Source organism: Candidatus Leptofilum sp., from assembly GCF_965223285.1.
GTDB lineage: Bacteria > Chloroflexota > Anaerolineae > Promineifilales > Promineifilaceae > Leptofilum.
This window is the reverse complement of record NZ_OZ244997.1, coordinates 1,578,466-1,600,113: the sequence shown is the minus strand read 5'-3', so window position 1 is coordinate 1,600,113 and position 21,648 is coordinate 1,578,466. Positions and strand designations below refer to the sequence as shown.

Here is a 21,648-nt window from a genome sequence, read left to right as displayed (position 1 = left end):
ATCTCCTTTAATTTTGATATGCGTGAAATTTTCAATTATTTGGCAGCCAAATATGCTTGAGCTGGATATCCTATGTTGTCATAGCGGTGAGTTTGCCATTACTTTTTCTTCCTGTTCCATCTGATCTGAAATAAGGGCTGCATAATGTCCACTGCGTGCGATGAGAGCGTGATGCCTCCCACGCTCCACGATTTGTCCTTCGTGCAACACCATGATAAGGTCGGCATTACGAATAGTGCTAAGACGGTGAGCAACGACAACCCGCGTACAAGCCAGAGCATTGAGATGTGTTTCAACCAGATTTTCAGTGGTCACATCCAGATGGCTGGTGGCCTCATCCAGGACCAGGATGGTGGGTTTGCTAGCTAGGGCGCGTGCCAACGACAGGCGTTGGCGCTGGCCACCTGAGAGCGCGTTTCCACCTTCAGAAACCATCGTTTCGTATTGCATTGGCATTTGGAGAATGTCGTCATGAATGGCGGCTAATTTTGCAGCTTGCATTGTTTCCTCTAAGGTCAATTCGGGGTTGCCGAAGGCAATGTTTTGGCGGATTGAGGTGTTGAACAGAAAGGGTTCTTGCAAAACAACACCAAACTGTTGGCGAAGCGATCCGAAGTTGAGCTGGTCATGAGATTGGCCATCGTAGAGAATTGCACCAGATGAGGGTGTGTATAGCCCTACCAACAATTTTGCTAGGGTGCTTTTACCAGAGCCGGTAAGGCCGACTATGGCAACTTTTTGTCCAGGCAAAATAGTGGCTGAAAGATCTTGTAAAATGTATGGGGCATTCTCATCATAACGAAAACTGACATTTTCGATTGAAATTTGCCCTTGCAAAGTTGGGGCGATTTGCACTTGCGTCAAGTCTTGTTCGGGCTTGGCATCAAGCACATCGGCAACACGGTCTAAATGGGCAGTTACCAATTGCAATTGGCGGCCAGATGAAACAAGTGAGCCTAATGGCACTAAGAAAGCAACGGCCAAGGTGTTGAGGGCGAGCATTGTTCCCAAACTCATCTCGCCCGCCAAAACATACCTTGCCCCCATCCAGAGGAGTAGCAAAGGTGAAAAGGTGCGGATATTGGTCATGATGATTTCGATAACGGCCGTTACATAATTTTGCTTGACAGTTGCATTGAGTTGCTTAAAAAAGAGATTAGACCATTTATCAAAAGCAATGCTTTCGGCACCTGCCGCCTTTAGCGTTTCAATACCAGAAAGTGCCTCAACCAAATAACCTTGTTCTTTTGACTGCTCGGCCAACTGCTGCTGCACAAGTTGCTGTACCGGCCTGTGAGTGGCTAAGAGCATTCCAATTTGTAGGATGCCGATCATCAGAACGAAGATACCAAACTGGGAAGATTGGAATAGAATGATAACCAAATAAATTAAGATGAAGGAGCTATCGAGAAGCAGTGAAATCGTCTGGTTTGTTAAAATCTCGCGGATTGTTGCGTTACTATTTAGGCGCATCAGCAGATCGCCGGTTGAGCGCTGCTGGAAAAAATGGAAGGGCAAGGAGAGAATATGCTCAAAAAAGCCCATCATTAATTGTGAATCCAATTTAGCTTGTAAATATATGAGCATGGAGGTTCTTAAATAGCTGGCTGTAAATTGTGCCAACAGCAAAATAAAGATTCCCACGCCCAAATAAGCCATGAGATCATCCATCTTAAAAGGTAAAATATCGTCGATTAATAATTTTGTTATGACAGGGATGATTAGGCCGAGTAACTGTAACAATAAAGAGGCACCCAACACTTGGGAAATGAGACGAAGAATGCCTGGGGAGGAAAGCAAATATTTGCTGTATCGTTTCCAGGGGGCAGCTAATACTTCAGTACGTCGTTCAAAATGTATGCCAGGTTCAAGTGTTAATATAACGCCAGTAGATTTGGTCGAAAATTCGGTTATGGTCAGACGGTGACGGCCTGAACCCGGGTCTACAATATCAATGAATTCGGATGACCATTTTTCAACTATCACAAAATGGTTGAATCCCCAATGCGCAATGGCTGGCAGGGCAATATGCTGCAAACTATCCGGCTCTAGGGAGTATGCTTTTACCCGCAGACCGTGTTGACGGCCCACACGGGCAATGATCTGTGCTGTGAGTCCATCACGGCCTACACTGCACTGCTCCCGAATTTCAGCCACACGAGTTTTACGGCCGTAAAAACTCAACACCATTGCTAAGCAGGCAGCTCCACACTCGGCTGAGCTTAACTGTAATAAAACAGGTACCCTACCCTGCTTGTAAAACGACAACAGGTCATTGATCCACCCCAAAATATTGAACAGCCACTTACTTAACTGCCTATTCATTTTTTTGAATGATGGTGCTTGCGTTGAACTATGCATTTCTCTTCCTAAGGAAATAATGAAATAAGCCGTCGCGAACCAATTTCTACCTGAACAGAAAACTGGCTACCGATATAAGTTGCCGTCGGGATAGACGTCAATTCCGCTAAATTAAAATCAGCCAAAACTACAGTTATTGGCTCATTGACGGCTCCTGGCTCAACCCCATAAACAGTTGAGGCCGCTAGCGGACTGACAACATCTGGTGAAATTGCTATAATCGTTTGCAGGATTGGCTCACCTTTCAATCCAGACTGCACATAAACAATTTGCCCTTCTTGCAGTTGATTTTGATATTGAGGTGGCAAAAATATGGCTAACGCAAGGTTGTTTGCAAGGGGGCTAGCTGGTGATTCAATAACCACTGCTTGCCCAGAAATGAGTACCGGGATTTGTACTAACCATGTAAAGCATAGGCTAACGATGAGCAGGCAGATCAAAATCCATAAGTATGGAAAAGCGTACGGGGATCCAAACCTGGGGAAGATTTCTTCTTGCTGGCTATGCAAATAATGTCGCACCGCTTCAGCTCGAAAAATTGATCGTTTTCCGTTTTCCCATTTGTCCATATTTGTTACCCTCTTACTCAGCAGATAATGATCAAGATAAAACAAAAGTTGAATGGAATCTGCCCTCTGATTGGATCATAAGCATCCTGTTGGAGGATCAATTTGGATCAATATATGGAAACAACCGACTCTTTAGCTAGTTTGTTACGTCAATATATGGCTGCAGTAGGGTGGAGTGAGCGTCAACTAGCCGAGAGGTCAGACATACCGCGTGGTACCATTCGTAATTGGCTGCGCGGCGTGGTAAAGAAGCCGCGTAGCTGGCGAGACTTGATTCAAGTGGCTGCAGCCATGCGGCTTGAGATTAACCAAGTCGATCAATTACTTACATCTGCAAACCATCCCCCCATTTTTGAACTTCGGCATCTAACACAAAATGATCTGGAAAAAAAGTTGCTACAACCCTGGCTGGCAAGGATGCAGAAACAGCAGGTCAATGCGCCGTTTCAGGTTATTCCAGACATACCATATTTCGTTGGACGAGAAGAGGAATTAGCCACTCTACGTGCCCGATTACTGCAAGAGCATCACACAACACTCTATATGCTTTATGGTATGGGTGGGGTAGGCAAGACCACATTGGCAGCGCGGCTGGCATACGATTGCCGCCATCATTTTTCAGATGGAATTCTTTGGGCACGAGTAGATACTTCATCCGTCATGGCTAACTTGGGCTTGTTTGCTGATGCGTACGGCGTGTCGGTTAATCAATATAGTGATGAAGCGACGCGCAGCCAAGCTGTGCGCAACCTATTGGCTGGCAAACGCGCGTTGATAGTTTTAGACAATGTGGAGCGTAGTGAACAAGTGCGACGATTGTTGCCCCCAACAGGCAAGTGTGCCGTGCTAATTACTACCCGCAAACGCAATTTACGGGTTGCCCGGGGAGCGTCTCATTTCCATATCCGACCATTTTCAACAAAACGTGAAGAAGCTGTCACTTTGTTCTCTCATATTGTTGGCAAAGAGGCTGTACATGCGGAAAAGAAGACGTTTGTTGCAATTGCAGATTCACTAGGCCATTTGCCTCTGGCCACTGCTATTATTGCTGGTCGCTTGGCATATGAACCAGGTTGGACAACTGCGCGAATTTTGCAGCAGCTAATGGAAACAAAAAAACGATTAGATGCCGTTGCTGATGAAGATCAGTCGATTCATGCAACATTTGAGATTGGTTATCAGGCACTTCCAGCTCATTTACAAACTTTTTTTGCAGCTCTTGGTGTTTTTGAAGGGGATGATTTTGGACTGGAAGCAATAACGGCCGTTACCACTACCACCTTGGAAGAAGCTCACAAAAATGCCGTACAGCTATGCAGTCTTTCCTTGCTACAACACGGTAAAAAAGACCGCTTTCATTTGCATCCTCTGCTAAAAGATTACGCCAGGTTACAACAAAAAGATCCACTCATTTACAAACAATCAATCCAATATTTTATTAGCTTCCTCAAAACGCACAAAAATAATTACGAAATAATTGACACTGAATTCCTTAATCTATTAGGAGTCTTGACACAAGCGTTAGAACATAATCTTCTCTCTTTATATGTTGAGGGTGTTCATAACATCTCACACTTTTTAACGATTCGTGGCTTGTATGATATTGCTGCCTTCCACCTTAATCGTGCTTGCCAGGTGGCCGAAAATATAAGTGATTTGCCAAACCTTGTTAGACTAAACAATCATCTGGGGCAGCTTGAAATTCGCTGGGGAAACGTGACGAAGGGGATAGATTCCCACAAAAGGAGCCTTCATCTGGCGCATCTTTCTGAAGAACCAGCGTTAATTGGGGATGCCTACAGGTATTTAGGCATGGCATACCACCAACAAGGTGATTATAAACAAGCAGAACAATTTTGGGCTGATGGTTTAGCTTTGGCCAAAGAACACCATCTGATTCGGCTGCAATGCACCTTGCTAAATGGCTTAGGCGCATTGGCTATTAATGATAAGGCAGATTTCAAACGGGCTAAGCAGCTATATGAGGAAGGATTGATATTAGCTCGGCAACTTGAGGATAGACCAACAAGCGCACTCATATTGATGAATTTAGGATTCTTAGCGTTTCGGGCTGGAGATTACAAGTACACAACACAATATTATGATGAAAGCGGGCAGTTAGCTGATGCGATTGGCTTTCGCCTGCTACAAGCAATTTTGAGCCAACGGCAAGCCCAGCTACTTTTGGCACATACAGGTGCTTATCAACACGCAGGGAAAGCGTTAATCGCGGGGGAAACAATTGCCAAAGAGTTAAATAACCCAAGAGTTTTAGCAATGCTCGTAACAGCTCTTGGGGAATACTCATTGCGACTAGGGAATCACAATCAAGCAAAGACGTATCTCACTCAAGCTCATGATTTAGCAAAATCAGTAGGTGATGCAGATTTGCTCATTGAAGTGTTAAGGCACAGGTCAATTTTAGCCGCCACGCAAAAAGAGTTATCGGCTGCAAAATCCTACATTGACCAAGCACACACCCTTGGGAAGCGTGTCCCCGATCCGTGGTATCGCTGCCAGGTGCTACTAAGCAGGGGGAGTTTATCTTTTCTTCAAGAGGATTTTTCTGCTGCAAGTGCAGATTGGCGCATGGCATTAGATGTGGCAAAACAATACAGTTTTGAAGCGCAGGTTGGCATTGCCCAGCTCGGTCTGGCACAACTTGCCTTTGCCTCTGGCGACAGAGCTGCCATGCTAGCACACGGACAACAAAGTTTGGCAACTTTTTCAAAAATAGATCACATTTACCAAAGAACTGTTCAGAGTTGGCTGCTAGAGCCGCGATACATTTGGTCTTTGCTGCATAAACCACCAACGCTTAAATAGGTGGGACCCGGTGCGTACGAACCAGAACAAAGCAAAAATAATAGCCAGTACGATGTAGGTTTCCATGATTAGCTGCTCCAGGAACGCGAATGAAAGTGTGTCTACTTTTGTGGTTAAGCGTTGTAGCAGATCAAGAATGAGTGATGGGTAGGCGATGAGGTGAGGCCAACGTAATGTAATCCCTTGTATGAGAAAATAAGAGGCTGTAATTACACTTAGAAATGTATATGCCAAAACGGCAATAGTAATAGGCATGGGCCAAGGCAGCGCTTTTGCTGAACGGCCGTTCAGCTTTCGCCAAAAATAACGCAAGACAGTCACTCGCTGCCGATCCAAATTTGTAACCCCTAGCAAGTCAGAGGTAATCCAATAACCATCCATCTTAAACACAGGGAGCAAAGTAAATAACGAACTCACCAAAATCGCTACCACGGCTGCATGTAGCGGTTCCCATTTTGTTATTAAGTAGAGCATCGCATAAGCAGCACAAATTATCATATGAAAATAGATACCACCTAACGCAACGACAATACGCTCTAGGCGGGGAAGTTGCCAACCCGCCGTAACATCGCTAAAGAAAACCGGTACAATCCAATAGGCTGCAAATCCAATACCTCCCGGATTTCCCCCAAAAGATAGCAGTGCGGTTGCGTGGCCAACCTCATGAAAGAAAAAAGCTAGCAATAACAAAGCAAATGAAGTTAGAGAGGGTGTGAAACGCCATGCCCCTGGTTGCAAAAGGAAATAAGAAAGAGCACTTGTAGTAAATATCAGCAGAAGGATAGCACCCACTAGGGAGAAAGCCTTAGTTAACCGTTGGCCTATCTTGTTCACAAGTAACTCGGACAATATTGTCCATGTAAACCAAAAGCCTGTTAACCGTGTTGGAGATGAATTTGTTGGGGATGCAATCTCCCTTACCAAATTCTCATAAGCAACGGCAACGTCCCGAACAGCAATATGTTTACCTTGCTGTTTGGACATAATTGTCGCGATTTCAGCAAAGGTTAAACCGCTGTCTGCTGCCTGAAGTAGGGTATGAGCACTGGTAGAAACCTTTATGTATGTGCCGTTTGGGGTTTTTAGCGCATACTGCTGGACATTTTCAGATGATGCCAAGGGAAAAGAATTTAAGAATTTCTGCTCTTTGTGCATGGAAACAGCTCCGGTCAATGAACTGCCCCGCTGCAAGCAGGCGGGGGTATCGAGAGCGGGAATCAGAGTTTTTCTCGCAGCAACAAGCTGCGGGGAATTTGACCCAATCTTTGATTAAAATTTATAAACAGGATTTCCATTTGTATCGATAACACAACCAGCACCAGATAGGTTGAGGCGTTCTTCAAGTAGTTCTACCTGTAAATTATCAAGGTCAAGAAAAGAAAGATCTTCCTTCAGTTGTAAAAGGCCTGATTTTGTCTCACAAGGCTTATTTTCCAACGAGGATTTATGCACAGGATTCATAATCTTTTTGCTCCTTATAATCAAAACGCCAGTATTGATACAAATTTATCAGGTTGTTGCGATAGAAACTAACCCCAATTTGGATCAATCTTATTTTCTTCTGGTTATTGTGGGGATTAGTAATGTCGCCGATGAGGAAAAAGATTACTTTTTCTTGAAGTTTGCAATCAAAGTTTGCTTGAGCTGCCACAGCTTAGGGGAAAGCGACACGTGGTAAATGTGTGGATTGATAAGACGACGCACGCCAGAATCCAGTCGGTCAATGTCGGCACGACGCTGTTGACGAATTTGCGCTAATGTTGGCAACCCGTATACCAGTTTGCCCTCATCCCAAACGGTGGTGAGCAATGGTTCGATGTGTGAAACGGCCGTATCTACCAAAGCTCGATTGATACGTGCATCTACAGGATGCTGTAACAGCAATGGGTTCATCTCTGTTGGCTCCTCGTCATCCAGCGTTAGCAAATCGGCCGTGGCCAGCCCCCGCTCATCATACACGCGCCAAACGTTCTTATGCCCTGGGTTGGGCGTTTTTACCGGATTTTCTGAGATTTTGATGGCCGGTAGCCACCCATCTTGCTCCTGAACGGCGACCAGCTTGTAAACACCATCCAGCGCACCATCCCCAGCGGAGGTAATGAGACTGGTGCCGACGCCATAAACCAGACGCTTCATCACGTCTCGGGCGTCAATGCCAGAGCGTGCTGATTCATCCCGTATTTGGGCCAAAATTTGCAAGATAGCCAGTTCATCTAGCTGGTTAGATAGCACAATGTTAACGTTGGGATAGCCAGCAGCGTTCAATATTTTGGCAGACTGCACCGCCAAATAGGCCAAGTCGCCAGAATCCAGACGAATGCCAATAGGCTGATGTCCTTTTTGACGCAATTCATCAAAAACAGTGAGCGCATTGGGCAGTCCACTTTCCAATGTGTTGATCGTATCAACGAGAAGCAGGCAATCATCCGGGTAAACATCGGCGTAAGCACGGAAGGCAGCGAGTTCGCCTTCGCCAAGAGCCATAAATAGCTGCACCAGGCTGTGGGCGTGGGTGCCTTTTGGCTCATACCCCAACACACCGGAGATGCCGGTGTTGGAGCTAAAATCGGCCCCGCCAATCAGGGCGGCTCTGGCACCAGCATTGACCCCGCGCTCTTGGCCACGCCGCATGCCAAATTCCAACATGAGCTGGCCGCGCCCGGCATGGCTAATACGGGCGGCGCGGGTAGCGATGAGGGTAGGGTAGTTGAGCATGTTGAGTAGAGGGGTTTCTAAGATTTGTGCCATCGCCAGGGGACCTTGCACAGTGGTTAATGGCACATTGGGGTGTACAACACGGCCTTCTGGGATAGCGCGTACGGTGAGTCTGCCAAAATGACCATGCTGGCGCAACCATGCCAAAAAGTCGTCGCCAAAGAGCCGCTTGCCAGTTTGCCCGGTTTGCTGACGCAGAAACTCAATTTCCCTGTCGCCAAATCGTACTTCTTGCATCCAATCAATCAGCCATTCCAGGCCAGCGTTGATACAATACCCTGCCTTGTGTGCGCCATAATCAGGGTAACTACGGAAGAAATGGTCAAACTGCACCGTTTTTTCATGTAAGCCCATCCGAAAATATAGATGAGCCATGGTGAGTTGATACATATCGGTGAACAAGATGCCTTCAGCAAGTGGTTTGTCTTTGGATTTCATGTGGGCATTATAGCAAATTGTTTACACGACAATGCGGTAGGTTTCGTAACTGCCATCTTCGCCGTAGAAAAACGGCCGTCTCGCACGCTCGCTGCCGTCATCCAGTACGCATAAATAACCGTACATATTTTATAGATATGTACAAAATATGCGATTTGGGGTATACTTGACGGCATGAGTTCACCAAGTGAGGCATCCAACGAAAACAGCCTGATTGTGGGCAATGAAAATGAGGCGCGTGGGATACGGCCGTTTGCCGACACATCTTTAGAAACTGCTGGGCAAATTGCCAACCAGGTTGCCGGACACGCCATCTTTAATCGCTACCTTAGCCAGAAGTCGGCCAACACGCTGAAGCGTCACAGCCGCGACCTGGAGCTGTTTGCCGAATATTTGCTGGATGTGGGCATCATGCCAGAGCATGGCGCAGATTTTCAGACGAATCCCGAAGCGTGGCGCGGCGTAACCTGGGGAATCATCGAGGGATTTATCGCTTGGCAGCTCCAGGAAGGATACGCAGTGACTACCGTGAATGCCCGCCTTTCCACGGTGAAGGTCTATGCGCAGATGGCAGTCAAGGCAGGCACCGTACCCCGTGAAGAAGGTATGCTCATTCAATCTGTCAAGGGATTTTCGCGCTCTGGTGCGGCTAATGTAGATGCCAAACGGCCGCAGACGCGCATTGCCGACGTGACCTACACCTACAAGCCAGATGGTAAAAAACAGACGGTAGTTGTTAATCGCCGTTCCACAAAAAAGCGTCAGCCAGTTTTGCTAACGCCGCCTGATGCCGCACTACTTCGGCAATTGCGTAATGACTCGCCCCAAGCGGTTCGTGATGCTTTGCTGGCGTGCCTGCTGCTTGATCATGGCTTACGTGCTAGCGAAATGGCATTGCTTAAAGCCAGCGACATTGATTTGCTGCGCGGCACCATCCACTTTTTTCGTCCCAAAGTAAAAGGCACGTCGCACGAATGGACAACGCATAAATTAACAGAAACTACCTATGCGCTTTGCCGCGATTATTTGGATGCACATTACCCCCCCACCCTGTTGCCTGATGGCCCGCTCATTTTGACCACCACCCGGCTTAAACGTAATGGCGAGGGTGGCCAGCTCGTCGAAAAAGGGATGAACCGAGTGCGACTAAGTGAGCGTGTGGCCTGGCTGGGTAAGCAAATTGGTCTGCCCAAGCTATCAGCGCATGATTGCCGCCATTTTTGCGCCACAGAAATGGCCAAAATGGGGTACGGTGTGGATGAGTTGATGGCTTGGTTTGGCTGGACGAGCGCGCAAACGGCCGTTCGCTACATCGCCTCGGTTGAAGTACAAAAACGATACAAAGGTTGAGTAAATGATAATTCCCTGGGCTTCCAATGTCCCTTTTGTGGATACAGACCAAATGATCGAAGTGGATCGCGCCATGATTGAGGATTTTCACATTGAACTCATTCAGATGATGGAAAATGCCGGGCGCAATTTAGCCCATTTGGCGCGCGAGCGGTTTTTAGACGGCAATCCGCTTAGAAAACACGTCACCATACTGGCAGGAACTGGCGGCAATGGTGGTGGTGCTTTGGTGGCGGCCCGTCGGCTGCACAATTACGGTGCGGCCGTTCAGATATTCATTACCAAGCCGGATGAGGCGTTTACGCCAATTCCCAAACATCAGCTAGACATTGTGCGACGAATGGGTATGCCCGTTCATTTTGCCGACAGTTTACCCGCAAATTCAACAGCCAATCTCATCCTGGATGGTGTCATTGGCTACAGCTTAAAAGGCGCACCGCGCGGCACGGCTGCTGAACTTATTGCGTGGGCAAATCAGCAAAACACACCAATTTTGGCGTTGGATGCGCCCTCTGGGGTAGATACAACCAGCGGCACAGTTCATAGTCCGGCGATTGCAGCCACAGCCACTATGACATTGGCTTTACCTAAAGCCGGGCTGTTGGCTGACAGAGTAGCCACACAAGTCGGTGAGCTTTACCTGGCAGACATTAGCGTGCCGCCCCAGCTTTATGCCGAACCCGCCTTACGGTTAGAAGTTGATAATCTATTTTCTCAAAGTGACATCATTCGGTTAAAGTAAGGCTATGACGATTCAGCAAATATTCCCTCAGAGCAGTCATTTTCCGCTGCAAAATCTTTACATTAATCACAATCTCCGCCAGTATGCTGGACGGGAACGGCCGTACATCTACGCCAACTTTGTGGTCAGTCTAGACGGCCGTATCGCCATCCCGCACCCCACCAAACCGGGGCTAAAGGTGCCGGAAAATGTGGCCAACGACCGGGATTGGCGGCTCTTTCAGGAGTTGGCAGCGCAGGCAGATTTGATCATCAGCAGTGGGCGGTATTTGCGGGATTGGGCCGATGGCCGTGCCCAGGAAATTTTGCGCGTGGATGATCCCAAATTTGCCGATTTACGAGAGTGGCGCAAGGCACAAGGTTTGAAACCTCAACCAGACATTGCCATTATCAGCGGCAGCTTAAACTTTCCTATTCCTGAAGTGCTGATGGCAAACGGCCGTAACGTCATCGTCTTCACTACAGCCAATCCAGACCCGGCCCGCGTTGCTGAGATTGAAGCACAAGCAGGGCAGCTCTTTGTTGTGGGCGGGCAATCTGTCTCTGGTGACCAAATGGTACAGAAGATGGCAGAATTGGGTTACCAAACCGTCTACTCCGCTGCTGGTCCCAAGATATTGCGTTTGCTGCTGGCAGGTGGCGTATTGAACCGGCTTTATTTAACGCAAGTTGGGCGATTGCTGGGTGGCTCCCCGTTTTCTTCTATTTTGGAGGGGGATTTGCTAGAAACGGCCGTTGATGCTCAACTACACACCATTTACTATGATGCCAAAGCGATCGATGGTTTGGGACAGCTTCTCCTTGCTTACGACATAGGCAAAAAAGGAGCGCAAGCCGCCTGATGTGACGTCTGCGCTCCTGGTATTTTTTGCGACTTCTTTACAAGCGGCAACCGGCGGTCAAAACCGCTTGCACCGCTTGTGGAACACTTTCATAAACGGTGACAAAACGGCCTTCATAGTAGCTTCCTTCCAGCACGATTTCCAGGGTTCCATCACCATTCAGGTCAAGAATACCCAGCACATTGTATTGCACCGGGTCGGCCAGTTCGACCGCCTCCGGGAACAACCTCACTTCCAGCGGAATCGTCACCAGTGTGCCATGCACAATTTTACGCAACAAAACCAGCGAATAATCACCAGCGTTGGCTGTTGGCAGACCGTTGCCCAGCCCGGTGAGGTGAGTGGCCGTAATGAGAACTTCGTCCAAACCATCCCCTTCCAGGTCGATTTTTTGTAGGCTAGTCAGGTGAACCTCCGGATTGGCAATGCCCTGGGTTTGTAGGAACTCAGCGACGGCTTGTTGGTAAATGTCTGTGTCCAGCGGCAACAATTGTGGCTGGCGCGGTGCAGCTTCCCAACCCACTGCGAGGGCGACCATGTTTGATAGGTCGCTCTCCGGTGGGAATGGAACGCCAGGCGTACCGCCACACGGGCCATCAAACGGTGTTGTTGGCGGTTGGCCGATGATGGTTCCCTGAAATGTGCTGTTGGCATAGAGTTGATACGGCCGTTCACCATCTTGCAGCGACTTCAATACAACAAACGGGTCTGTCACCCATTCGCCATTGTGCGAGCCGCCCAGCAAAAAGCCAGTCATACCATCCACGATGGGATAGATCGGCTGCAAGAGATCTGTCAGCGGATCGATAGTTAAGATGAGGGTGTAATCTGCCTCGGTCAGCGTGTGAACGCGAATCAGGTAATCCTGTGCCAACGGTAACGAGCCGTCCCAAAAACGGCGTTCATTTTCCAACCGTTTCAGCGGCTGGCCGTCTTTTACGCCTACCATAGAGAAGTTGGCGACGTTGTTGGGCGAGCTGATTTCGACGGTTGCCCATTGCCCAGCGGCTGCCCAAGCCAGATACTCAATGGATTGACCAGCAGCAAGCGTGCCGTTTATGGTGGCCGACGTTGTTTCTGGCGCAAACTCAATCCGCATTGGCCCCGATTGGGCAGGTGGTTCAGTCGGCACCGGTGTTGCTGGCGGTGGTATGGGTGTTTCTGTTGGCGGAACGGCCGTTACCGGTTGTGGCATAGCTGTTTCTGTAGGTGGAACGGCCGTTGCCGGGTTTTCAGCGATAGGTGTGTTGGGAATTGGGGTTGCTTCCACTGTTGGGAAGAAGACCGTCGGGATCGCGTCCCCATCTTCAATTCCTGTACAGGCCGTTAGCCATAGTAAGGATAGGATTAATATTAACTTTTTCATTATTTTTACCTCATTCAGAATTCAGACAGGCGTTCAAGCACCCGCATTAATTTATTGTTGGCCAGGGTAGCCATCTTTTGTAGGGCAGGCGCGCCCGTGATGTTTAGCATGGCAATGGGGTCGGCAATGGAAACGGCCGTTTCTCCCTCATCTGTCTCATACACAATGACGTTGCACGGCATGAGTAAGCCGATTTCCAGCTCGTTTTGCAGTGCGTGATATGCCAGGGGCGGATTGCACGCGCCTAAAATTGTGTAGCGTCGGAAGCTCACATCGAGCTTCTTTCTCAGGGTTTCCTGCACGTTGATTTCGGTTAAGACGCCAAAACCTTCTGTTTTGAGCGCATCTGTAACGACATCAATTGTTTTGGCAAAGGGCAGGTCGAGTACGGTACGCATACCGTAGCTGTTTTTAATCATGAGATTCTCCAAATGTAATAGTTGTTCTTATTTATTGGCATGGATGGAGAGGACCACGGATAAAGCTTTACCCGTGGTCCCCTTTTATTCGTGTTTAGAAGTCTGTTAACAGGTTAGGTGTTTAATAATTGCAAAAAGTTATGCAACGCAGCTTCGTTTTCAAAACGCCAATGAGATGACCAAACGGCCGTTACCTTTAGCTGTTCATCCCGGATGACATTGTCAATCCAATGTGCTTGTTCCGGGTAGCGAGGACGGCCGTTTGCATCTCGGTGAGGTTGTTCAGGAATGTGCAGGATGGTTTTGCTGTTGCCAGGCATGTAGGCTGGGTTGCCAAACCAAAACGTGTACTCCTGTTTCGGATGCAAGCGGCTGCCGTCTGCTTGGGGTAACCCCTGCATTTGAATGGTCTTGGGTAGCTTCATCCGGTCTTATGACTCATCCATAACAGGCAGAACGATGTAAGTGTAGACAACGCAGCCCACACAGAAATCGAGGATGGATTCGAGCAGGGCGAAGACCATCAGGGTTGCCCCAATAATCATGCTGGCAGACGGAGAGATGAAGTAGAGAACGGCCGTCCCCACAGCAAACAACCACCCCACCCGTGCCGCAAAAATCTTTGGTGCCTTATCAATTTGTTTGGATGGCAAATTGAAACTGCGAACAATTTGCATTGCCAACCAGCTAAATGGACTGTAAGGTAGCTCCGTAAATGCTCGAATGAAATAATCAACAACAATGGCAATGATGAATCCAATATTGCCAGTGAATAAAAACAGAGCAATCATGCTGGCCATCATCAGGCCAGTTATCCGCACAACATGGCGGTTGATTCTTTGGGTTGAAATGGGACAAATTAAAGTTTTCATTTGTTACTTTCCTTCAAGGTAATGTGCGTGTGGATGTTGGCTACCAGGCCAACAATTGTTAGCACGCTGAACAGAATGACACTCAGTAAACGGCCGTAATCGCCCACAGTCAGATAATGGGGAATGCGAGTAGCGGCAGCGGCGGCAAACAGGACAAGCAAGCTACAGACAAGGCTCATTACCCACGCTTGTAAACGCGCAAATTGAACATCTTGTTGATTGGTGAGTTTATGATTCTTAAACATTAGAATTTCCATTTCTGTAAATCACAGATTTTCACCTTGTTAGTTCAGGCTGAAAGGGTGGCTAGGATTGACAGGCGGGGAATCGGCCGCTTCGACTGCGCTCAGTGGAGACGGTTCTCGCTTGCTTTGTGACGACTGTTTTTTCAGTTTAAATAATCTGTGTCGCTGTTCCGATGTTAAATCGTAGTTTGCCAAGGCCTGTTCTGGATCGTTCCGCAGTTGTTCACGAAATTGTGCGTCACGAAACCATCGGCTCAGAACTTCATCCATTACTTGTGTAGACATTTTTAATCTCCTACTGTGCCTTCCATGTTTTGATGGTGCTATACTAAGCAGCAGGTGCGAAAAAAGTGCGAAAAGAAAAATTGCGGATCGATTTATTAGGCAAACCAGAAGTGTGGCTAGATGGGGAACATCTCACCAGCTTCAGCACGGCAAAAACAGAAGCCCTGCTTTACTACCTAGCGGCAACCGGTCAAATGCACAGCCGGGAAACGCTGGCCGGACTGCTGTGGAGCGAGATGTCAGAGGCAAAGGCACGGCGCAATCTGACCAAATCGCTGTCGGTGCTGCGCCGCCTGCTGGAGCCGTTTTTACGCATTGAACCTCAGCGCGTTGGCTTTGATCCAGATGAACCGTTTGTGCTGGATGTAACCCTGCTGGAAACGGCCGTTTCCACAACGCTAGACGTACTCTCCCTTTATCGTGGCGATTTTCTGGAAGGCTTCTTCGTAAAAGACGCGCTTGTTTTTGAGGAGTGGCAGCTAGCGCAACGAGAGCATTTGCGGGAAACAGCCATCCGCCTGCTGGAAGCCAGAATCGAACAAGCAATGGCAAATCGGGATTATGCAGATGGTATTGTGTACGGCCGTCGTTTGCTCAAGCTAGACCCCTGGCGTGAGTCTGCACACCGACAATTAATGTTGTTACTGGCTAAGAGCGGCCAACATGCTGCCGCCCTGGCTCAATATGAACAGTGCCAGCAGGTTTTGGCCGACGAGTTGGGCATCGAGCCAATGGCAGAAACAGATGCCTTGAGCCAGCGCATCCGTGCGGCTCGCCACAAACCCGCCTTTGGCTTGCCGTATGAGGCAACCCCATTGGTTGGGCGTGAGCGTGAATTAGCCCAGATTCAGCAACGCTTGCAAGACCCTGACTGTCGGCTGCTAACTATTACCGGGTTAGGCGGCATGGGAAAAACGCGGCTGGCTATTGCTGCTGCTCACCAAGTAAACCAGGAATCTGCGCTGCTTTTTCTGAATGGGGTTGCTTTTATGCCGTTGGCAGGGGTGGAAGGGGCAGCGGCCGTTCCACTGGCCTTAGCTAATGCTTTAGATGTCCCCCTGTCCAGTGCTGCGACGCCACTACGCGCCTTGCAAAACTTCCTTCGTAATCAAGAAATGTTGCTCATCCTTGATAACTTGGAGCATTTAACAGGCATCAGCGAACTTCTGCTCACCCTTCTGCAAACCTGCCCAGACGTCAAACTGCTTGTAACGAGCCGAAAATCTTTGGACTTAGCTTCTGAATGGCGCATTGATTTAGTGGGGCTGCCGATTCCACCAGAACATGAAAAAGAGTCAGTCGTGCTGGATGATTATGCCGCCGTGGCACTTTTTGTTCGCTCTGCCTCCCAGGTGAACCCACAGTTTCAACTGTCGGCAAAAAATGGCGCGCAGGTGGGGCAGCTATGCCGCCTTGTTGCCGGGATGCCTTTGGCGTTGCAATTAGCAGCCACGTGGCTCCGCACGATGCCGATAACGGCCGTTTTGGCAGAGCTAAAACGCGATCTGGACATTCTGGCAACAGACATGCAGGATGTGCCCCCTCGCCAGCGCAGTATGCGTGCCATCTTTGAAAGTACCTGGCAAATGCTGTCGGATGAAGAGCGACAGGCACTCGAAACATTATCAATTTGTCGTGGCGGTTTTACCCAAGAAACGGCGGCGGCAATTGCAGAGGCGAACCCGTTCCTTTTGCGCCGCCTCATCAATCGTGTCCTCATTTACCAGCAAGATGAGTCGCGTTACGATATGCACCCCTTAACCCGTCAGTTTGCTCAGGAACAGCTCAGCATATCGGGAAATGAAGAAAAAGTGGCGGCGGGGCACGGCCGTTTCTTTCTCCCCTGGCTGATTGAGCAGGCACCCGCTTTACAAGGCATGAAGCCCCAAACCAGCATCAGCAAAATCAAGGCAGAGCTGGGCAATTTGCAACAAGCGTGGAAATGGGCTTTGCAAACGAAGCAAATGGAGCTTCTGCCGGAAAGCCTAACCGCACTGGCCACGTTCTACGACGTGCTGGGGCTGCTGCAAGAAGGCGAAGCCGTTGCCGTCAGCGCCATTTCGCATCTGGAAGAAGCAACCACTCCCCAGGAAGAACGGTTATTGTGTCATGCGCTCATCACCAAATGCCATTTCCTCACGGAGCAGGGTCAATATGAAGCAGCAGCCAATGCGTTAGAGATGGCACAAGGGCGGGTCAAGCGCGTTCAAGATCAGGAATTAGAGTCGGATATTTGTCATGTGTACGGCCGTATCCTAACCGACACCGGGAAATACAATGAAGCTGAACACCAGTTCCGGCAGGCCATTTCCATTTACCGCCGCCTACAAAATGAGCGAAAGACAGCCAAATCGTTGTCCCACCTGGGGTGGAATCACATTGTTGATGGGGATACGGATGCAGCATTGCCTCTCTTGCAGGAAGCGTTGAGCCTGGAGCGTAAAGCTGGCCATAAATGGGGCGAAGCATTTGCTTTGGGTAATTTGGCGGTTGTCTATGGGTATAAAGGCGAAATGGAAACGGCCTTGACAACCCAACAACAGGTTTTGGCAGCCTATGAAGACCTTGGCGATCTGCTGAACATTGTACGGGCTGAAAACAACTATGGCATGAGCCTTATAGGTGCTGGGCGCTACTTGGAAGCGGTGCCACACATCCAGCGTGCCATCGAATTAGCACGCCAATTGAGGGCGGAAGCTTCCCTAGCCAACGCCCTAGATAGCTTAGGCACAGCCTATCTGGCTTGTGGAAAATACGAAAAAGCGAAAGTTTGCCTGGAGGAAGCATTGGCGTCTGCATTAGAAATCGGCTATGTCTACATCAATTATTCCGTGCGCGCTGTCCTGGCTAAATTGTTCAACCGGACTGGTGAGCTAGCACGGGCAGCTGAACAACTACAGCAATTACACCCATTGGCTAGCCAGTTAGAAAACGGCGTCTACATTGCCCGTTCTCTGTCTGAACAGGCCTACCTTGCCAACACGCAAGGGAATCTGGCGCAGGCAGAAAAATTGATTATGCAGGCAATAGAGATTTTGCGGCAAAATCCTGCACCACAAGATTTGCCCTTTTTCTTAATGCAATATGCTGAATATCTCGTCGATTTGCAACGCCCTGCCGAAGCAATTCCGTTAGCAGAGGAGGCCATAACCGCTGCCCGACAATTGCAGCATATGCCACTGGAAATGTATAGCTGTGCATTAGCGGCCAGGCTGCTTATGATGTTGGGTGATTCTGAGGCTGCCCACCTGAATGCAAACATAGTACGTCAGCTTTTGCCAAAATTGAGGCCGTACCCCGATGTGCTGACAGGGCTATTACACCTTAGCCATTATTGCCTGGCAACGGGCAACAACTTGTTAGCGCACCTGCTGAGTGCCTTTGTAGCCAATCACTCAGCCAGCTCCCACACGGTACGCCAACAGGCAAATGTGCTTCTGGAAGAGATGGAACCTCCTCACAGGGAAACTTTGATTGATGAGTGGGCGGAGCTTGTCACCCGATTAGATCAGGCTGCAACGTAGCTGCGGAGAAGCGTGGCAGAAGATTGCGCTATTATTGCAAATTTCCCCATTGCCGCAGGAAGCAATACAAAGCGAACGGCCGTTAACACCAAATCATTGACGCTGACGACCCCCTCCATGACGCCCCAAATTTCCATCGTTTCCCCGGTGCAGTTGCCAGAAAATGTGCTTCCAGCCGCCATTTCTACTCGCTCTGTCACAAAATATTCGTTTTGGCACAATAATGAGCGGCGCACGCCGTTTTCATCGGAAATCGGCTCTGGTGGGCAAATTTTGGGGGCAATTTGTTCAAAGTTGATCACATCCAGGGCTTTGTCTACATGCAGCGACCGCGGACGGCCGTCTGCCCCCACCCGCCCCCAATCATAGACGCGGTAGGTGGTGTTGGAATTTTGCTGAATTTCAGCGATGAGCAGCCCATCCATGATGGCGTGCAGAGAGCCAGCGGGAACGCAAATATGGTCGCCCGCCTTCACCTGAATTCTGTGTAGATGTGGTTCTAGTTGGTTTGATTTAATTGCTACGCGAAATTCATCTTGGCTAATAGCATGGGAAACGCCCAAAATAACCTCGGCACCTGGCTTCGCCTGTAGCACCACCCACATTTCGGTTTTGCCCAGCTCGTTACCCTCATTCTCCAGAGCGTAATCATCTTGCGGATGTACCTGCACGGACAACGGCCGATTCGCATCTAGCAACTTAATCAGCAACGGAAACTTCCCCCGCTCCTGCGCCCAGGCAGAGCGGCTGCCAATTAAATCCAGCCCCAGTTCTTGGTGGAGTTCAGCGAGGAGTTTGCCTGCGAAACGGCCGTTTGCCACCCGCGTGGTCCCATCTTCATGCCCGGCAATCTCCCAGCTTTCGGCAATGACGCCCTCCGCTGGCAGCTTGCGTCCTAGTTTCTCTAAATTACGGCCACCCCAAATGTAATCTTTTAAGACGGGTTCAAATAGCAAGGGATACAGTTCGTATTGTGTCATGGTTCTCCAAACGCGGAAAGAATCCGCGGCTACGATAACATTTCGTTGAGGCGTGCTTCATCAATCACAGAAACGCCCAGAGATTCCGCTTTGGTGAGCTTGCTGCCCGCTTTTTCGCCAGCCAGCAAATAATCGGTCTTTTTGCTGACGGAGCCAGTAACTTTGCCGCCATTGGCCTGGATGAGTGCCTTGGCATCATTGCGGGACATGGTGGGCAGCGTGCCGGTAATGACAAACGTCAGCCCGTCCAGCTTGTCGCTGCCGCTCTCATCTTCGGTTTGTTCAACGGCAAAGGGCAGGCCCGCCGCTCGAAATTTCTCAAGCAAGGTCTGATGCCGCTCATCGGCAAACCAGGTTGTTACGGAGACGGCCGTTCCTGGCCCAATCCCCTCAATCTCTTCCAAACGCTCCTGGCTAGCCGCCGCCAGGGCATCAATCGAGCCAAATTCATCCATCAGCAATCCAGCCACCACGTTACCCACAAAGCGAATGCCCAACGCCGTCAGGAAGCGCACAGGCGACTGGCTTTTGCTAGCGGCCAAACCATTTAGCAGATTATCTACCTTTTTGTCTTTGAACCCTTCCAAAGCCAGCAGTTCATCACGATTGAGGTAATAAATGTCGGCCAAATCTTTGACCAGACCCACCTCTGCCAGCAGCGCGCCCGTTTTGCTGCCGAAGCCATCGACATCCATCGCGCCACGGCTCACAAAATATTCAATACGGCGCACGAGCTGCTCGGGGCAGCTTGGATTGTCGCAGTAGATGGCCACTTCGCCCGGAATTCGCAGGGCGGGTTCGCCACAAATGGGGCAATGGGTCGGTGGTTCAATTGGCTGCTCCGAGCCGTCGCGCAAATCTGGCACGGGGCCAACAATGTAGGGAATCACGTCCCCGGCACGTTTCACAATCACCGTGTCGCTAATGCGGATATCTTTGCGGGCAATTTCATCGTAATTGTGCAGCGTGGCGTTGCGGACGGTGACGCCGCCAATTTCAACAGGCTCCAGAACGGCTGCAGGTGCCAAAATGCCTGTTCGCCCTACATTTACCTGTACGTCCAGCAGCTTGGTGGTCTTTTCCTGCGCGGGGAACTTCATCGCCACCGCACCACGTGGATCTTTGCCCACAAAGCCCAGACTGTCAGCCAACGGCCGATCATTGATTTTCACCACCACCCCATCCACTTCATAATTGATTTGGTTGCGCTTTTCAATCCACTGTTCGTAGGTGGCGGCAACGGCTTCGATACTGGGGCAATATTGACTATCCGAAGTGACAGGAAAGCCCAGCTGACGCAAATAGTCGAGCCGATCCCACTGCTTATCGGGCACGTCAATGCCGTCCCAAATGATGAGATCGTAGCAGAAAATGGTCAACGGCCGTTCCCCAGTAATTTTGGGATCAAGCTGGCGTAAAGAACCAGAGGCAGCGTTGCGCGGATTCATGTAGACCTGCTTTTCCTCCAGCCGCTGCCGCTCGTTGAACTGCTCAAATTTATCTAGCGGGAAGAACACTTCGCCGCGCACCACCAAAAGTGGCGGCACGGCCAGTTCGCTGTTGGGATCGACGGGAATGCGCTGAGGTACGGCCGTAATCGTCCTCAAATTCTGCGTAATGTTCTCCCCCACTTCACCATTGCCGCGCGTGGCGCCCTGGGTGAAACGGCCGTTTTCATACGTCAGCACCACCGTCAAGCCATCTAGTTTTGGCTCCGCCACGTAATCCAGCTTCATCTCCGGGTCTGGCAGGTAGCGGCCAATGCGCTGCCGCCAGGCGTACAAATCTTCGGCATTAAAAGCGTTGGACAGGCTAAGAATGGGGGCTGGATGCTCCACCTTCTCAAAAGCATCCAGCGGCTCTGCACCCGCCCGCTGCGTGGGTGAATTGGGCGCAATCAGCTCCGGGTTTTCCCGTTCCAGAGCGACCAGTTCATGATAGAGCGCATCATACTCCGCATCAGTGATGACCGGGCTGTCCAAAACGTGGTAACGATACAAATGAAAGTTGAGTTCGTCGCGTAAGTTGGCTATTCGTTCCTGAGGTGTCATAGCCTAAGTTTACTCGGAATCAGAACATTTGGGCAATTTTTGGGACAGCCAAATGTAATTGCCA

18 protein-coding genes are annotated in these 21,648 nt (G+C 49.5%); 5 read left to right on the top strand and 13 right to left on the bottom strand.

From position 1 onward, the window contains the following. Positions 1–78: 78 nt before the first annotated feature. Positions 79–2,361, bottom strand: coding sequence for a peptidase domain-containing ABC transporter (locus ACOQPU_RS07450; RefSeq protein ID WP_420644493.1), 2,283 nt, complete (start codon positions 2,359–2,361; stop codon positions 79–81). A gap of 8 nt (positions 2,362–2,369) precedes the next feature. Continuing rightward, positions 2,370–2,930, bottom strand: a complete 561-nt coding sequence (locus tag ACOQPU_RS07445) for a hypothetical protein (protein ID WP_420644492.1) — start codon at positions 2,928–2,930, stop codon at positions 2,370–2,372. 114 nt (positions 2,931–3,044) lie between these two features. Between ACOQPU_RS07445 and ACOQPU_RS07440 the strand changes: the two genes are divergently transcribed. Then, positions 3,045–5,756, top strand: a complete 2,712-nt coding sequence (locus ACOQPU_RS07440; RefSeq protein ID WP_420644491.1) for an NB-ARC domain-containing protein — start codon at positions 3,045–3,047, stop codon at positions 5,754–5,756. On the opposite strand, the gene ACOQPU_RS07435 is transcribed toward ACOQPU_RS07440, so the two are convergent. The 3 genes from ACOQPU_RS07435 to ACOQPU_RS07425 all read right to left on the bottom strand — a co-directional run bounded on the left by ACOQPU_RS07435 (position 5,703) and on the right by ACOQPU_RS07425 (position 8,909). Next, positions 5,703–6,911: a hypothetical protein gene (locus ACOQPU_RS07435; protein ID WP_420644490.1), complete on the bottom strand. Its 1,209-nt coding sequence runs from the start codon at positions 6,909–6,911 to the stop codon at positions 5,703–5,705. The genes ACOQPU_RS07440 and ACOQPU_RS07435 overlap by 54 nt on opposite strands. Before the next feature lie 114 nt (positions 6,912–7,025). After that, positions 7,026–7,217: a hypothetical protein gene (locus tag ACOQPU_RS07430; protein ID WP_420644489.1), complete on the bottom strand. Its 192-nt coding sequence runs from the start codon at positions 7,215–7,217 to the stop codon at positions 7,026–7,028. A gap of 144 nt (positions 7,218–7,361) precedes the next feature. After that, positions 7,362–8,909, bottom strand: coding sequence for a nicotinate phosphoribosyltransferase (locus tag ACOQPU_RS07425; RefSeq protein ID WP_420644488.1), 1,548 nt, complete (start codon positions 8,907–8,909; stop codon positions 7,362–7,364). 174 nt (positions 8,910–9,083) lie between these two features. Between ACOQPU_RS07425 and ACOQPU_RS07420 the strand changes: the two genes are divergently transcribed. Genes ACOQPU_RS07420 through ACOQPU_RS07410 form a run of 3 tightly spaced genes read left to right on the top strand, consistent with a single transcriptional unit; the run spans position 9,084 to position 11,842 of the window. Further along, a complete protein-coding gene (locus tag ACOQPU_RS07420) occupies positions 9,084–10,259 on the top strand; it encodes a tyrosine-type recombinase/integrase (protein WP_420644487.1) in 1,176 nt (391 codons plus the stop codon). A gap of 4 nt (positions 10,260–10,263) precedes the next feature. Then, complete coding sequence (locus tag ACOQPU_RS07415; RefSeq protein WP_420644486.1) at positions 10,264–11,001, top strand: NAD(P)H-hydrate epimerase; 738 nt, start codon at positions 10,264–10,266, stop codon at positions 10,999–11,001. Positions 11,002–11,005: 4 nt separating this feature from the next. After that, a complete protein-coding gene (locus ACOQPU_RS07410; protein WP_420644485.1) occupies positions 11,006–11,842 on the top strand; it encodes a RibD family protein in 837 nt (278 codons plus the stop codon). A gap of 37 nt (positions 11,843–11,879) precedes the next feature. On the opposite strand, the gene ACOQPU_RS07405 is transcribed toward ACOQPU_RS07410, so the two are convergent. The 6 genes from ACOQPU_RS07405 to ACOQPU_RS07380 form a co-directional block, all read right to left on the bottom strand. Further along, complete coding sequence (locus ACOQPU_RS07405; protein ID WP_420644484.1) at positions 11,880–13,208, bottom strand: hypothetical protein; 1,329 nt, start codon at positions 13,206–13,208, stop codon at positions 11,880–11,882. Positions 13,209–13,222: 14 nt separating this feature from the next. Then, positions 13,223–13,627 (bottom strand): DUF302 domain-containing protein, encoded by a 405-nt coding sequence (locus ACOQPU_RS07400; protein ID WP_420644483.1) that lies wholly within the window; start codon positions 13,625–13,627, stop codon positions 13,223–13,225. A 113-nt stretch (positions 13,628–13,740) separates the two neighbouring features. After that, complete coding sequence (locus tag ACOQPU_RS07395; protein WP_420644482.1) at positions 13,741–14,052, bottom strand: hypothetical protein; 312 nt, start codon at positions 14,050–14,052, stop codon at positions 13,741–13,743. A 6-nt stretch (positions 14,053–14,058) separates the two neighbouring features. Continuing rightward, a complete protein-coding gene (locus tag ACOQPU_RS07390; protein ID WP_420644481.1) occupies positions 14,059–14,499 on the bottom strand; it encodes a DUF4395 domain-containing protein in 441 nt (146 codons plus the stop codon). After that, on the bottom strand, positions 14,496–14,744 hold the full coding sequence (locus ACOQPU_RS07385) for a hypothetical protein (protein ID WP_420644480.1): 249 nt from the start codon (positions 14,742–14,744) through the stop codon (positions 14,496–14,498). Before ACOQPU_RS07385 ends, ACOQPU_RS07390 begins: the two co-directional genes overlap by 4 nt. Before the next feature lie 39 nt (positions 14,745–14,783). Further along, entirely contained in the window at positions 14,784–15,029 is a 246-nt protein-coding gene (locus ACOQPU_RS07380) for an Os1348 family NHLP clan protein (RefSeq protein ID WP_420644479.1), read from the bottom strand. A gap of 65 nt (positions 15,030–15,094) precedes the next feature. Here ACOQPU_RS07380 and ACOQPU_RS07375 point away from each other — a divergent pair, with 65 nt between their 5' ends. Then, positions 15,095–18,553 (top strand): AfsR/SARP family transcriptional regulator, encoded by a 3,459-nt coding sequence (locus ACOQPU_RS07375; protein ID WP_420644478.1) that lies wholly within the window; start codon positions 15,095–15,097, stop codon positions 18,551–18,553. On the opposite strand, the gene ACOQPU_RS07370 is transcribed toward ACOQPU_RS07375, so the two are convergent. Further along, a complete protein-coding gene (locus ACOQPU_RS07370; protein ID WP_420644477.1) occupies positions 18,538–19,533 on the bottom strand; it encodes a type I phosphomannose isomerase catalytic subunit in 996 nt (331 codons plus the stop codon). The genes ACOQPU_RS07375 and ACOQPU_RS07370 overlap by 16 nt on opposite strands. Positions 19,534–19,562: 29 nt before the next feature. Then, complete coding sequence (ligA, locus tag ACOQPU_RS07365; protein WP_420644476.1) at positions 19,563–21,584, bottom strand: NAD-dependent DNA ligase LigA; 2,022 nt, start codon at positions 21,582–21,584, stop codon at positions 19,563–19,565. Positions 21,585–21,648 lie beyond the last annotated feature (64 nt).

Excerpts from the sequence above, each read along its gene's own strand:
- ACOQPU_RS07450 (WP_420644493.1), bottom strand. The coding sequence starts at position 2,361 with ATGCATAGTTCAACGCAAGCACCATCATTCAAAAAAATGAATAGGCAG.
- ACOQPU_RS07445 (WP_420644492.1), bottom strand. The coding sequence starts at position 2,930 with ATGGACAAATGGGAAAACGGAAAACGATCAATTTTTCGAGCTGAAGCG.
- ACOQPU_RS07440 (WP_420644491.1), top strand. The coding sequence starts at position 3,045 with ATGGAAACAACCGACTCTTTAGCTAGTTTGTTACGTCAATATATGGCT.
- ACOQPU_RS07435 (WP_420644490.1), bottom strand. The coding sequence starts at position 6,911 with ATGCACAAAGAGCAGAAATTCTTAAATTCTTTTCCCTTGGCATCATCT.
- ACOQPU_RS07430 (WP_420644489.1), bottom strand. The coding sequence starts at position 7,217 with ATGAATCCTGTGCATAAATCCTCGTTGGAAAATAAGCCTTGTGAGACA.
- ACOQPU_RS07425 (WP_420644488.1), bottom strand. The coding sequence starts at position 8,909 with ATGAAATCCAAAGACAAACCACTTGCTGAAGGCATCTTGTTCACCGAT.
- ACOQPU_RS07420 (WP_420644487.1), top strand. The coding sequence starts at position 9,084 with ATGAGTTCACCAAGTGAGGCATCCAACGAAAACAGCCTGATTGTGGGC.
- ACOQPU_RS07415 (WP_420644486.1), top strand. The coding sequence starts at position 10,264 with ATGATAATTCCCTGGGCTTCCAATGTCCCTTTTGTGGATACAGACCAA.
- ACOQPU_RS07410 (WP_420644485.1), top strand. The coding sequence starts at position 11,006 with ATGACGATTCAGCAAATATTCCCTCAGAGCAGTCATTTTCCGCTGCAA.
- ACOQPU_RS07405 (WP_420644484.1), bottom strand. The coding sequence starts at position 13,208 with ATGAAAAAGTTAATATTAATCCTATCCTTACTATGGCTAACGGCCTGT.
- ACOQPU_RS07400 (WP_420644483.1), bottom strand. The coding sequence starts at position 13,627 with ATGATTAAAAACAGCTACGGTATGCGTACCGTACTCGACCTGCCCTTT.
- ACOQPU_RS07395 (WP_420644482.1), bottom strand. The coding sequence starts at position 14,052 with ATGAAGCTACCCAAGACCATTCAAATGCAGGGGTTACCCCAAGCAGAC.
- ACOQPU_RS07390 (WP_420644481.1), bottom strand. The coding sequence starts at position 14,499 with ATGAAAACTTTAATTTGTCCCATTTCAACCCAAAGAATCAACCGCCAT.
- ACOQPU_RS07385 (WP_420644480.1), bottom strand. The coding sequence starts at position 14,744 with ATGTTTAAGAATCATAAACTCACCAATCAACAAGATGTTCAATTTGCG.
- ACOQPU_RS07380 (WP_420644479.1), bottom strand. The coding sequence starts at position 15,029 with ATGTCTACACAAGTAATGGATGAAGTTCTGAGCCGATGGTTTCGTGAC.
- ACOQPU_RS07370 (WP_420644477.1), bottom strand. The coding sequence starts at position 19,533 with ATGACACAATACGAACTGTATCCCTTGCTATTTGAACCCGTCTTAAAA.
- ligA (WP_420644476.1), bottom strand. The coding sequence starts at position 21,584 with ATGACACCTCAGGAACGAATAGCCAACTTACGCGACGAACTCAACTTT.